The organism is Siccibacter colletis, from assembly GCF_000696575.1.
GTDB classification, from domain to species: domain Bacteria; phylum Pseudomonadota; class Gammaproteobacteria; order Enterobacterales; family Enterobacteriaceae; genus Siccibacter; species Siccibacter colletis.
This window is the reverse complement of record NZ_JMSQ01000015.1, coordinates 129,659-142,819: the sequence shown is the minus strand read 5'-3', so window position 1 is coordinate 142,819 and position 13,161 is coordinate 129,659. Positions and strand designations below refer to the sequence as shown.

At 62.7% G+C, this 13,161-nt stretch carries 7 protein-coding genes; 3 read left to right on the top strand and 4 right to left on the bottom strand.

Annotated elements, in window-relative coordinates; all coding sequences use genetic code 11:
* Positions 1–213: 213 nt before the first annotated feature.
* Positions 214–1,602 carry a NarK family nitrate/nitrite MFS transporter gene (locus ET34_RS0115665; protein ID WP_031523629.1) on the bottom strand — a complete coding sequence of 463 codons (1,389 nt, stop codon included), beginning with the start codon at positions 1,600–1,602 and terminating at the stop codon, positions 214–216.
* Between the two features lie 313 nt (positions 1,603–1,915).
* Between ET34_RS0115665 and narX the strand changes: the two genes are divergently transcribed.
* Together narX and narL are read left to right on the top strand one after the other, a co-directional pair.
* Positions 1,916–3,712, top strand: a complete 1,797-nt coding sequence (narX, locus tag ET34_RS0115660) for a nitrate/nitrite two-component system sensor histidine kinase NarX (RefSeq protein WP_031523627.1) — start codon at positions 1,916–1,918, stop codon at positions 3,710–3,712.
* The gene (gene narL, locus ET34_RS0115655; RefSeq protein ID WP_031523625.1) at positions 3,705–4,355 is read left to right on the top strand and encodes a two-component system response regulator NarL; all 651 of its coding nucleotides are present in this window, start codon (positions 3,705–3,707) and stop codon (positions 4,353–4,355) included. Before narX ends, narL begins: the two co-directional genes overlap by 8 nt.
* Before the next feature lies 1 nt (position 4,356).
* Here the strand turns inward: narL and ET34_RS0115650 are convergent, their stop codons facing one another.
* Positions 4,357–5,766: a YchO/YchP family invasin gene (locus ET34_RS0115650; protein ID WP_031523623.1), complete on the bottom strand. Its 1,410-nt coding sequence runs from the start codon at positions 5,764–5,766 to the stop codon at positions 4,357–4,359.
* Between the two features lie 178 nt (positions 5,767–5,944).
* On the opposite strand from ET34_RS0115650, the gene ET34_RS0115645 reads away from it, so the two are divergent.
* Positions 5,945–6,496: a YbhB/YbcL family Raf kinase inhibitor-like protein gene (locus ET34_RS0115645; RefSeq protein WP_031523622.1), complete on the top strand. Its 552-nt coding sequence runs from the start codon at positions 5,945–5,947 to the stop codon at positions 6,494–6,496.
* On the opposite strand, the gene ET34_RS0115640 is transcribed toward ET34_RS0115645, so the two are convergent.
* Positions 6,497–9,103 (bottom strand): nitrate reductase, encoded by a 2,607-nt coding sequence (locus tag ET34_RS0115640; RefSeq protein ID WP_031523621.1) that lies wholly within the window; start codon positions 9,101–9,103, stop codon positions 6,497–6,499.
* On the bottom strand, positions 9,100–13,158 hold the full coding sequence (gene nirB / locus ET34_RS0115635) for a nitrite reductase large subunit NirB (protein ID WP_081826946.1): 4,059 nt from the start codon (positions 13,156–13,158) through the stop codon (positions 9,100–9,102). The genes ET34_RS0115640 and nirB overlap by 4 nt, the downstream gene beginning before the upstream one ends.
* Between the last annotated feature and the right edge of the window lie 3 nt (positions 13,159–13,161).

The window sequence follows — 13,161 nt, the reverse complement described above, 5'->3', positions numbered from 1 at the left end:
ATTTTTCAAAAAGCCGATAAACGAGCGGTGAAATTTATAGCCCCGACGCATTAGGGGTAGGTAGCCTGCTGATGAGCGCGCTCTCACATTCTGACGCGCTACTTTCTGGAACGGAAATGTACATTTATTAGTATGTTGTAATTAACTCCGGACTAAAAAAAAGCGCGGGCAACCCCGCGCATCAAATAGTGCCGACTTACTTTATCGTTATCATTATTTCGCTTTGCGACCGTACACCAGCCAGGTGACGACCACGCAAATTACATAAAACACTAAAAAGACTTTCATTGCCCCGGCAGGTGAACCGGTTAACGCCAGCGAGGTACCAAAGGCTTTCGGGATGAAGAACCCACCGATAGCGCCGATCGCGGAGATAAAGCCAAGCGCCGCCGCCGTGTCGGTCGCCGCTTCACGCATGGCCTGGGCTTCGCTGCCGCCCTGGGCCTTCACACGATCCATGGTCAGTTTACGGAAGATAACGGAAATCATCTGGAACGATGAACCGCTACCCAGCCCGGCCGTCAGGAACAACATCAGGAATACGCCAAAGAACGCGATGAGATTACCATCGCTGCTTGCTGACGGCAGCGTGGTGAACAGCAGCGCGCTGAAGATCGCCATCATGATGAAGTTCACCAGCGTTACGCGGGTGCCGCCCCAACGGTCAGAGATCGCCCCGCCCGCAGTACGCGCCAGCGCGCCAAACAGCGGCCCGAAGAACGCGTAATGCATGATGTCCACATCCGGGAACTGGGTTTTCGCCAGCATCGCGAAGCCGGCAGAAAAGCCGATGAAGGAACCGAAGGTCGCCAGATAGAGGAAGCTCATGATCCACAGGTGACCCCGCAGCAGCACCGGAAGCTGATCGCGAATGGACGCTTTGCTGGTCGCCAGGTCATTCATGCCAAACCAGGCCGCGAGGGTAAACACCGCCAGCAGCGGCACCCAGATCCAGGCTGCGTTTTCCAGATACAGGCGCGAGCCGTTCTCCTGCACCACGCCGTCACCGCCAAACGCCGCGAAAATCGACATCGAGATAGCCAGCGGCGCCAGCAGCTGCATCACGCTGACACCCAGGTTGCCCATGCCGCCGTTAATGCCCAGCGCGCCGCCCTGCTTCTCTTTCGGGAAAAAGAAGCTGATGTTCGCCATGCTGGAGGCAAAGTTCGCCCCGGCAAAGCCGCACAGCAGTGAAATGATGATGAAGGTGCTGAACGGCGTAGTACTGTCCTGCACGGCAAAGCCCAGCCACAGGCAGGGAATAATCAGGATGCCGGTGCTGAATGCGGTCCAGCGACGTCCACCAAACAGCGGTACCATAAAGGAATACGGGACGCGCAGCAGCGCACCGGAAACCGACGGCAGCGCAGTCAGCATAAACAGCTGATCGGTGGTGAAGTTAAACCCGACCTTATTCAGGTTTACCGCTACGGCACTGAATAACATCCAGACGCAGAAAGCCAGTAGCAGGCTGGGAACGGAGATCCACAGGTTACGGCTGGCGATACGATGCCCTTTCTGCTGCCAGAACGCCGGATCGTCCGGACGCCAGTCAGTAAGAAGCGCGCCTTCAGCGCGCTGCGGGGCGGAAGAGTGACTCATAGACACCTCAGACAGATGAAATAACTGCACTCACCATAGGGTTTAAGGCGTCGGGTAAGTTGATGTAAATCAAAGGATATTGCGACACGAAACTGTGCAAAAAATCATCCTCATCCCAAATGAGTAGCGCACCGGCAGACAAAAGGTGTGGTTTTTCACGGTGCTGAGGGCCATTTACCTCTTATGACCGCGCTTAACCGCTCCGGTGGCAATTGAGGGTTAATCCTTTCGGGGTATGTGTATACTCCTGGTGATACCTGACAATAGCGCAATGTCATTTTCTGGTGCCACCACGCGCGGAGCTTTCCCGTCCATGTTTAAACGCCTGTTTTCACCCCTGACGCTTATCAACCAGCTCACGCTCATCGTGCTGCTGTCGGCGGCTATTGGTATTACAGGCATGGCGGTGGCAGGCTGGCTGGGCCAGGGTATTCAGGGCAGCGCCCACGCGATAAACAAAGCCGGATCGATGCGCATGCAGAGCTATCGTTTGCTGTCGGCGGTGCCGCTGCAGGCCAGCGATACGCGCCTGATTGCTGATATGGAGCGCACCACGTTCAGTCAGGAGCTGGCGCAGGCGGCTCAGCGCGACGGCGAAACGGCACGGCTTGAAGCGCTGCAGCGCTACTGGCGTGAAACGCTCGAACCGGCGCTGCGTCAGGCCCGGCACCCGGATGCAGTGCGGATGAACGTCGAGAATTTTGTTCATCAAATCGATGTGCTGGTCACCGCGTTCGACCACACCACCGAGCTGCGTATCGAACGCATTGTGATGCTGCAGCACGCTCTCGCCGGGCTGATGGGTCTGCTGCTGGTGTTCACCGTTATCTGGCTGCGTCAGCGCCTGCTGAGTCCGTGGCGTCAGCTGATGGCGATGGCAACCGCCGTTGGCCATCGCGATTTTTCCCAGCGCGTCACCATCAGCGGGCGCGATGAAATGGCCACCCTCGGACAGTCGCTCAACAGCATGTCGTCTGAACTGGCTGCCAGCTACAGCGTGCTCGAAGAGCGCGTCGCCGAGAAAACAGCGGTGCTGGCGCATAAAAATGAAATGCTGGCGTTTCTCTGGCAGGCCAGCCGGCGGCTACACTCCTCTGCCCCGCTGTGCGAGCGGCTGGCACCGGTGCTCAATGAACTGCAGCAGTTAACCCTGCTGCGCGAGATCGAACTGCGGGTCTATGAGTTCGACGACGAAGAGAACACGCAGGAGTTTACCTGGCAGGCCAATGCCGCATGCGATGAAAAGGGCTGCCACCTCTGCCCGCGTCAGCCCACGCCGCCCGATGCCAGCTCCACCACCCTGAAATGGCGTCTCACCGATACCCATAACCAGTACGGCCTCATGCTCGCCAAACTGCCGAAGGGCTGCCATCTCAGCCAGGACCAGCAGCAGATGGTGGATACCCTGGTGGAGCAGATCACCGCCTCGCTGGCGATTGACCGTCAGCAGGATCACCAGCAGCAGCTGGTGGTGATGGAGGAGCGTGCCGCCATTGCCCGCGAGTTGCATGATTCTATCGCCCAGTCGCTCTCCTGCCTGAAAATGCAGGTCAGTTGCCTGCAGATGCAGGGCGACACCCTGCCGGAGAGCGTGCGCACGCTGCTTTCCCAGATGCGGAACGAACTCAATTCGTCGTGGGTACAACTGCGCGAGCTGCTCACCACCTTCCGCCTGCAGCTGACCGAGCCGGGCCTGCGTCCGGCGCTGGAAGCCAGCTGCCAGGAATTCAGCGCGCGGCTGGGCTTTCCGGTCGAGCTGAACTACCAGCTGCCGCCGCGGCTGATCCCCCCTCATCAGGCGATTCACGTCCTGCATATCGCCCGCGAAGCGTTAAATAACGCCCAGAAGCACGCCGGGGCCAGCGCCATTCGCGTGAGCGTCACCTGGCACAACCGTCAGGTCACGCTGTCGGTGCAGGATAACGGCCGGGGCGTGGCGGAAAATGCCGAGCGCAGCAATCATTACGGTTTGATTATCATGCGGGATCGCACCCAGAGCCTGCGCGGTGACTGCCAGGTTCGCCGCCGCGAGGCCGGCGGCACCGAGGTTATTGTCACCTTTATTCCCGATACCCCTTCACCTTCACTCCAGGGAGACACCTATGAGTAATCCGGATGCAGCAACTATCTTGCTGATTGATGACCACCCGATGCTGCGCACCGGGGTAAAACAGCTTATCAGTATGGCCCCGGACCTCGCCGTGACGGGCGAAGCGGGCAACGGCGAACAGGGCATTGAGCTGGCCGAAGCGCTGGACCCGGATCTGATCCTGCTCGACCTCAACATGCCGGGGCTTAACGGGCTGGAAACCCTGGACCGTCTGCGTGAGAAATCCCTCTCCGGGCGCATTGTGGTATTCAGCGTCTCGAACCATGAAGAGGATGTGGTAACGGCGTTAAAGCGTGGCGCAGATGGCTATCTGCTTAAAGATATGGAGCCGGAAGATCTGCTGAAGGCGCTGCATCAGGCCGCGGCGGGTGAAATGGTGTTAAGCGAAGCGTTGACCCCGGTGCTGGCGGCGAGCCTGCGCGCCAACCGTGCGCCCTCTGATCGCGACATCACCCAGCTCACCCCGCGCGAGCGCGACATTCTCAAGCTTATCGCCCAGGGCCTGCCGAACAAGATGATTGCCCGCCGCCTCGACATCACCGAGTCCACCGTCAAAGTGCACGTTAAGCACCTGCTCAAAAAGATGAAGCTCAAGTCCCGCGTCGAAGCGGCGGTCTGGGTGCATCAGGAACGCGTGTTTTAACTTACTCCTCCGGCAGCAGCTGGAAGCGCGTATCCCCTTCCGGCATCGCTGCCAGCGGCGCGGTGGCTTCCAGCGTAATTACGTTCGACGTCACACGCTGGCCGCGATTGTCCTCCACCGTGACCGACAGCCGCCAGCTGTTGCTGGCATCGGGGCTGCTGTCCCACGCCGGAACGATCACCGTCCAGCCCTCGGTCGAGTCATTATTCACCGGCGGCGTCAGGCTCAGGGCATGGGTATCTCCCTGCCAGGTCAGGCTGCGGATACCGTTGACGCTGCGCACCTGCAGTTTCAACATCACCGCTTCGCCAGGCTGAAGATCCCAGGGTGGCGTGGCGAGAAACACCGACAGGGTTTTACGCTGGCGGAAGTTCACCTCCGGCACCGCGTTACGCTCAACCCGATCGTAGCGGCTGCCGCGCAGCGAGCTGGTATTTGCCACTTCGGCAGCAGAGAGCTGTTTTGCCAGCGGCACGCCGAAGCGGTAGTTGAGCGTTAAACCGAGGTTGTTCTGGCTCTCCCCGGCCTCCCCTTGCTTGTGCTGCGCGGTCAGGGTGACCAGCGGCACCGGGGTATAATTCAGCCCGAGCTTCACCGCCATCGGGTCGTGATACCCGGTTCCGCTGTCAAACAGATCCACGCTGTCACCAAAATACTGCTCAACGCTCAGGCTGGTGTTGATATGGCGATAAAACGGCAGCCACGCCTGGGCCGTAACGTCATAGCCGCGCGCCAGCCGCTGCTCAACGGTTGCGGACGTACGCTGCCAGTCGCCGAACGGAGAATAGTAGTTGGCTGAAAAACGCAGGTATTCGCCCCAGGCCTCGGCACCAAAGCCGGCGCGCTGCAGATGGTCATCGAAGCGGGTATCGTAGAAGCTGTTGTAGCCGAGCAGCCAGTCACCGGCCACCCAGCGTTGCCCGACTCCGGCATTGCCGACCAGGCCATCATCCTGCTGGCTGACGCCAAACTGCGTCCAGGTCAGGTAGCGATTGTTATCCTGCCACGGGGTAAACAGCGAGCCGCTGCTGCCGGTGAAGTTGCCTTCGTCATCCACCAGCAGATTCATATTCGCCGTACCCAGCGGCGAGAGCAGCGACTGTACCTCATCGCTGACGCGCCCGGTCACCGCATCACGCAGATGGCTGAGGGCAAACACGCGCGCCTGCTCGCCGGCATCCAGATCGTTATCCACCATGCTCTCTTCACCAAAGGCTTTTGCCATCGTGGCGAGATGCTTTTCATAATCATCGTTTTCCGGCGCGATGCCGAGATCCGGCAGGGCGTCACCGTCATTATCAAAGGGATTGGCGGCTTTTTGGGACCAGCTTTGCTGCGCGTTCGCGCCAGCGGCAGACAGCATTAGCGTCAGCAGCAGCAACCGGGATCGGGGGAAAAGAGAACTCAACATCAGTGGGTTAGCGTTATCTCACAGTCAGATAAACCGGCCATGCCGGACGAAAGCAAAAGTATAACATACTCAGTTTTGATTGTTTTTTAACCACATCTGCCGTTTTCAGGAATATCCTCACGCGCGCATGGCCCGGCTACGCTACGCTTTAAACATCCCGTCCCTGTGAGATCACACGATGAATAAAACCCTGTTAGCGGCGCTGTGCGGCCTGTCGGTGCTGGTGACCGGTCAGGTCGCCGCCCAGGAAATCTTTATGCTGCAGTCGCCGGATTTTGCCGACAACGCGATGCTGGAGAAGCGCTTCGCCGGCAATGCGGAAAATAATCCGAATTGTACCGGGGAGAATAACTCTCCTACGCTGGTCTGGAGTCATGCCCCGCAGGGCACCAAAAGCTATGCGCTGGTGATGCACGATCCCGAAGGTGCCAAAGGCCTCGGGGTTACCCATCTGGTGGCCTATAACATTCCGCCCACCCGTACCGGTTTTGCTGCCAACGATCTGCGCGATGGTAAAGGCTACACCGGGGGTAAAAATACCCCCGGCAACATGCGCTATCACGGCCCCTGCCCACCTCCGGGAAGCGGCGCGCACCACTACGTCTACACCCTCATCGCCACCGATTTAACCCCGGATCTGCCGGAAGGCTTAACCCGCGAGGCGCTGATGGAGAAACTGAAGGGCCACGCCCTCGCCGCTACCGGGCTGATAGGCCGCTTCGGGCAGTAGCTACGAGACGCGCTGCGGCAGCAACGCCCGCAGCTCCGGAAGACAGGAGCCGCAGTTGGTACCGCAGCGCAGCGCTTCCCCCAGCGCGGCGGTCGAGTCGCAACCCGCCGTAACCGCCGCGCGGATAGCCGTTTCGCCCACGTTAAAGCAGCTGCAGATAATTTTCCCCTGCACGGGCCCGGTTGACGCCGCCCGGCCTGCCAGCAGCGCATGGCGCGTCGCCGCACATGCCGGAGGATGCGCAAACGCCGCCAGCACGGTCTCCACGTTTACCTCAGGGCAGCGCCTGCCCGCATAAAACGCCAGCTGAAGTGTGCCATCGTGCCAGGCCAGTAAATGGGTAATGCCCGCCCCCTCAGCAAGCTGCAGCTGCCAGCCCTGCGCCGCCGCCCAGGCCTGTATGCCGCTGCTGTCCGGCGTGTCGCTTGCCAGCCGCAGCTGATGAACGCCCGCCTGCGCCACATCCCAGCGCACGACCGCTTCTGGCAGCACGGGCGCGCCCCGGCTGAACAGCCAGCCCTGCCACACCGGCTGCCAGACCGCCAGGCTCACCGCCGTCTGCTTGCTCTCCGGCTGCCCGGAAAGGGGATCGCAGTGCGCTGCCACCAGGCTGTTGACCCCCGAGCGGCTGGCAAACTGGCGGTTCCAGTGCATCGGTGCAAACAGCGTACCGGGTGCCTGATCGCGGGTCAGTCGCGCAAAACCGGTCATCTCTCCGCGCGGTGTGGCCAGCCGGACCAGCGCGCTATCCTCGACGCCATACCGGCGGGCGTCTTCGGGATGCATCTCCACCCGCGGCAACGGGTTGTGCTGCATCAGGCGCGGCACCGTTCCGGTGCGCGTCATGGTGTGCCACTGATCGCGGTAGCGTCCGGTATTGAGCACCAGTCCCGGCTGGTCGGCACTGTGCGGCAGCCGCGGCGTCACCGGCACCATCCTGAGCCGCGCGTCGCGCCCCCAGCCGCGTCCGTCGCTAAGCAGCCGCTCGCAACCCTGGGGATGCGCGGCGTTCACCGGCCACTGGATCGGTGCCAGGCTGTCATACGCCTCCCGGCTGAGCGTCGCAAGGCCGCTGATATCAAACGCGCGCTGGCCGTCATTTTCATAGCCCGACAGCGCGGCGTGCTCGCAGAACACCTCGTGCGGATGCTGCCAGGCAAACGCGTCGCCGTAGCCGAGCGCCCCGGCGACGCGGGCCACAATCCACCAGTCCGGCCGCGCCTCGCCGGGAACGGGCATAAACGGACGCTGACGCGAGATGCGCCGTTCAGAGTTAGTGACGGTGCCGTTCTTCTCCCCCCATGCCTGGGCGGGGAAGCGCACATGGGCATGGCGGCTGGTGTCGGTTCCGGCGCTCACCTCTGAGACAATCACCAGCGGGCACGCGGCCAGCGCCCGGTTCACCCGCTCGCTGTCCGGCAGCGAGACCGCCGGATTGGTGCCCATGATCCAGACCGCTTTTATCTCGCCACGGCCGATAGCGTCGAACAGCTCCACCGCCATCAGACCCGGCGTGGCGGCGATGCGATCGCTGCCCCAGAAACGACCGAGACGGGCGATATCCTCCGGCACAAAGTTCATATGGCAGGCGAGCTGGTTTGCCAGGCCGCCCACTTCACGCCCGCCCATCGCATTCGGCTGACCGGTCAGGGAAAACGGGTCGCAGCCGACGCGCCCCGTCTTGCCGCTCGCCAGATGGACATTGATGATGGCATTGCACTTGTCGCTCCCGGACGTGGACTGGTTGATGCCCATGGTATACAGCGTCATGGCACGCGGGGCGGTGCAGAACAGGTGATAAAATTCCGTGACAACGTCACGACTTAGATCGCAGAACTGCGCCACCTTTTCCGGTGTCCACGCTTCTGCCTGCGCCAGCGCATCCGCCTGACCGCTAAAAGACGCAGCGGCGATCGGCTGATACTCGGCGATAGCGCGCAGCAAGCCGTTATACAGGCCCGCATCGCTTCCCGGCCTGAGGCGCAGATGCAGATCGGCAATATCACAGGTCGCGGTGCGGCGCGGGTCGATGACCACCACCTTCAGCGCCGGGTTGTCCTGTTTCGCCTGCACGATACGCTGATAGAGCACCGGATGGGTCCAGGCGGCGTTGGAGCCGACCAGCACAATCAGATCGGTCTGCTCCAGATCGCGATAGCTGCACGGCACCGCATCGGCACCGAAGGCGCGCTTGTAGCCCACCACCGCCGAAGACATGCAGAGCCGGGAGTTGGTATCGATATTTGCCGCGCCGATAAACCCCTTCATCAGCTTGTTGGCGGCGTAGTAATCCTCGGTCAGCAGCTGGCCCGAAGCATAAAACGCCACAGCCTGCGGGCCGTATTCGTGAATAATCGCCCTGAGGCGTTGCCCGGCGTAGTCTAGCGCCCGGTCCCAGCTGACGCGCTCCCCGTGCAGCTGCGGATGGAGCTGCCGCCACTCAAGCCCCAGCGTCTCGCCGAGCGCTGCGCCCTTAACGCAAATTCGCCCCAGATTCGCGGGATGATGCGGGTCAGCCGCCACGGTGCCCGTGCCGTCCGGCTGTGCAGTGGCGATCAGCCCGCAGCCGACGCCGCAGTAGGGACAGGTGGTCCTGACTGCGTTCATGATGCCACCGCCCGCAGCAGCAGCGCCTGGCTACCCACCAGCACCTGGCCGGCTTCCACCTTCACCGGCCAGGCACGGACCGCCATCTCGCCGCTCTCCGGGTAGCAGCCGTCGCGCAGGCGGATACGCTGTTTGTAGAGCGGGGAGATCACCACCGGTTCGCCCGCCGCATCGCCGAGCAGACCGCGCGACAACACATTGGCCTCGCTGCCGGGTTCGCGGTTATCCAGGGCATAGACCTGTTCGCCAAAGCGGAACAGCGCGATCTGCCGCTCGCCGAGGCGCGCCCCGATCCCGGCATCTCTGGGAATGTCGTTGAGCTGGCACACCGCTTCCCACGGGCGCGGGCTGGCGACCGGCTCGCTCATTGCCCGCGCGGCTACCGGCTGCGGCTGCCCGCGCAGCATCTGACGCTGAACGGCCTCATCCGGCGCCTCGCTGTTAACGTAAGAGCGGAACAGCGCCAGCCGGTCCGGGCTGGCCAGCGTGGTCTGCCACTCGCACTGATACGTCTCCACCACCTGAGCCATCTCCTGCTCCAGCTCGGCATTGATCCCCAGACTGTCGTCGATCACCACCTCGCGCAGGTAATCCAGCCCGCCCTCCAGGTTGTCCATCCAGGTGCTGGTGCGCTGTAAGCGATCGGCGGTGCGGATGTAGAACATCAGGAAGCGGTCGATGTAGCGAATCAGCGTGTCGCTGTCGAGATCGCTGGCAAACAGATCGGCGTGACGCGGTTTCATGCCACCGTTGCCGCACAGGTAAAGGTTCCAGCCGCGATCGGTGGCGATGACGCCGACATCTTTGCCCTGGGCTTCGGCACATTCGCGGGTGCAGCCCGACACCGCCATCTTGATTTTGTGCGGGGCGCGCAGCCCCTTGTAGCGGTTCTCCAGCGTCACCGCCAGCCCGGTGGAGTCCTGCACGCCGTAGCGGCACCAGGTGGAGCCGACGCAGGATTTCACGGTACGCAGCGATTTACCGTAGGCGTGCCCGGTCTCAAACCCGGCAGCCACCAGTTCGGCCCAGATGGCAGGCAACTGCTCCAGCCGCGCGCCAAACAGATCGATGCGCTGCCCGCCGGTGACTTTGCTGTAGAGCTGATAGCGTTTGGCGATCTGGCCGATGGCGATCAGGCCATCCGGCGTGACTTCGCCGGCGGCCATGCGCGGCACGATGGAGTAGGTGCCGTCCTTCTGGATATTGGCGAAATAGCGGTCGTTGGTATCCTGCAGCGGCAGGTGCGCCGGTTTGAGCAGGTATTCGTTCCAGCACGAGGCGAGAATCGATCCCACCAGCGGCTTACAGATTTCACACCCGTGCCCCTGGCCGTAGCGGCTGATGAGCTGGTCAAAGCTGCGGATATGGTTGACGCGCACCAGATGATAGAGCTGCTGGCGCGAGTACGCGAAGTGGTCGCAGACGTCGCGTTTCACCTCCACCCCCTGGGCCGCCAGCTGGTGCTCCATAACCTGTTTTACCAGTGCGCTGCACCCGCCGCAGCCGGTGGCGGCTTTGGTGCACTGCTTGATCGCTGCCATATCCCCCGCCCCGCTGCTGACCGCGCTGCAGATGTCGGCTTTGCTGACGTTGTGGCAGGAGCAGATCTGCGCGCTGTCCGGCAGCGCCGCGACGCCGAGGCCTTTTGGCGCGGCACCGCTGAGTGACGGCAGGATCAGGGTCTCCGGCTGGGCCGGGAGCGGTATGCCGTTGAGCATCATCTGTACCAGGGTGCTGTAGTCGCTGCTGTCGCCGATCAGTACGCCGCCCAGCAGCGTTTTGCCGTCGGCTGCCACCACGATCTTTTTGTAGATCTGCTGCGGGCCGTGGGTCCACTGGTAGCTCTGGCAGCCCGGCGTCGCCCCGTGCGCATCGCCAAACGAGGCCACTTCAACGCCGAGCAGCTTCAGCTTCGTGCTCATGTCCGCGCCGGTGAAACGCAAATCCCCCTGGCTGAGCTGCGCTGCCGCCACGCGCGCCATCTGGTAGCCGGGTGCCACCAGACCGTAAATTTTGCCCTGCCACAGGGCGCATTCGCCAATGGCAAAAATGTGCGGATCGCTGGTCTGACAGCAATCATCAATGACGATCCCGCCGCGCTCTCCCACCGCCAGCCGCGCCTCGCGCGCCAGTGCATCCTGCGGACGGATGCCAGCTGAGAACACCACCAGGTCCGTATCGAGCGTGCCGCCGTCGGCGAAGCGCAGCTGCAATCCTTCTCCTTCGGCGGCTATTTCGCGGGTGGCTTTCGAGGTGTGCACCCCGACGCCAAGATCGGTGATCTTTTCACGCAGCATCGCCGCGCCGGCGGCATCCAGCTGCACCGCCATCAGCGAGGGGGCAAACTCCACCACGTGGGTTTCCAGCCCCAGCTGTTTCAGGGCGTTCGCCGCTTCAAGTCCCAGCAGCCCGCCGCCAATCACTACCCCGCGGGTAGCCCGTTGCGCGCGAGCGCGAATGGCATCCAGATCGTCCAGCGTGCGGTATACAAAGCAGCCCGGCTGGTTATGACCCGGCACCGGCGGTACAAAGGGATACGATCCGGTAGCCAGCACCAGCGAATCCCAGGCGGTCTCCTGGCCGTGGCTGTCGCGCACCACCCGGCGGTCGCGATCGATGGCCTCAATGCGGCTGTCGGTGCGCAGTTCAATCCCGTGTTGGCTGAAGAAATCCCCCGCCACCATCGAGAGCGATTCCGCGCTGCGCCCGGCGAAATACTCCGAGAGATGCACCCGGTCATACGCCGGGTAGCGCTCTTCACCAAAGACAATAATCTGATAGCGCTGATGCAGATCCTGCGCCACGCACTGTTCAAGGAAATGGTGGCCCACCATGCCGTGGCCGACCAGAATAAGTACGGGTTTGGTCATTGTGTTTTCTCCGGAGTCGTCGGACAGCGGCGCATCAAACAGCAGCGCCGGCGCGTTTATCTTGTGGTGCAGGGCATCGAGCCAGGCGCTGGCCGGGGTGACATCACCAAACAGCAGCGCTCCGACCAGTTCGCCGTCGCGCAGCAGCAGGCGGCGGTAGTGGCGGGAAAGTGGATCGAAGGTGGTAAGTGATTCACAGCCGGGATCGCTCTGCACCTGCCCGGCGCTGAACAGGTCGATGCCGGTGACCTTCAGCCGGGTGCCGCGATCGGTATAGTGAAACGGCGGCACGTTTTCCCCGGACAGCCGGGCGGCCAGCACCCCGGCCTGCTGCAGACAGGGAGCAACCAGTCCCCAGGTCTGGCCGTCAATTTCACAGCACTCGCCGAGCGCGCTGACGCCGGGTTCAGCGGTACGCAGCCAGCCATCCACCACCACGCCGCGCTGGCACAGCAGCCCGCTCTGCGCAGCGAGAGCCGCGTTCGGACGCACGCCGGTGGCGATCACCACGCGCCCGGCGGGCAGCTGACGCCCGTCCACCAGCGTGACGTGCTGCGCCTCAATGCCCGTCAGGCCGCTCGCCAGCTCACAGCGAATGCCGCGCGCGCGCAGCGAGTCCGCCAGCAGGCCGCCTGCCTGTTCATCGAGCTGCTGATCCATCAGCCACGGGTGGCGATGCACCAGCGTCACCTCCACACCGCGTAGCCGCAGCGCTGCCGCGGCTTCCACCCCCAGCAGCCCGCCGCCAAGCACCACCGCCGGGCCGTCCAGTGCCAGCATGGTTTCCACGTCACGTAGCGTGCGAAAGCCGATAACGTGCGGCCGATCGCTGCCCGGCAGCGGCGGGAATGCGGGCAGCGAGCCAGTAGCAAACACCAGCTCATCCCAGACCAGCTTACGCTGCGTGGTGCTCAGGGTGCGCCCGGTGAGGTTTACATGCTCCACCCGTTCGCCGGTAAGCAGCGTGACGCCCTGCTGCTGATACCAGTCGGCAGCGTGCAGCTGAATGGCGTGCGCCGGTTTTTCGCCGCTCAGCACCGGGGAGAGCTGAATGCGGTTGTAGGCCGCCTGCGGCTCGTCGCCGATAAGCGTGATGGCGTAGCGCCCGGCGTCACGCGCCAGCAGCTCCTCCACCAGCCGCACCGCGGCGATGCCGTTGCCGATGATCACCAGTCGTTGCGCCATGCT

Bases quoted from the DNA above. Each gene is read 5' to 3' on its own strand.
- narX (WP_031523627.1), top strand. From the start codon at position 1,916: ATGTTTAAACGCCTGTTTTCACCCCTGACGCTTATCAACCAGCTCACG.
- ET34_RS0115665 (WP_031523629.1), bottom strand. From the start codon at position 1,602: ATGAGTCACTCTTCCGCCCCGCAGCGCGCTGAAGGCGCGCTTCTTACT.
- ET34_RS0115645 (WP_031523622.1), top strand. From the start codon at position 5,945: ATGAATAAAACCCTGTTAGCGGCGCTGTGCGGCCTGTCGGTGCTGGTG.
- ET34_RS0115650 (WP_031523623.1), bottom strand. From the start codon at position 5,766: ATGTTGAGTTCTCTTTTCCCCCGATCCCGGTTGCTGCTGCTGACGCTA.
- nirB (WP_081826946.1), bottom strand. From the start codon at position 13,158: ATGGCGCAACGACTGGTGATCATCGGCAACGGCATCGCCGCGGTGCGG.
- narL (WP_031523625.1), top strand. From the start codon at position 3,705: ATGAGTAATCCGGATGCAGCAACTATCTTGCTGATTGATGACCACCCG.
- ET34_RS0115640 (WP_031523621.1), bottom strand. From the start codon at position 9,103: ATGAACGCAGTCAGGACCACCTGTCCCTACTGCGGCGTCGGCTGCGGG.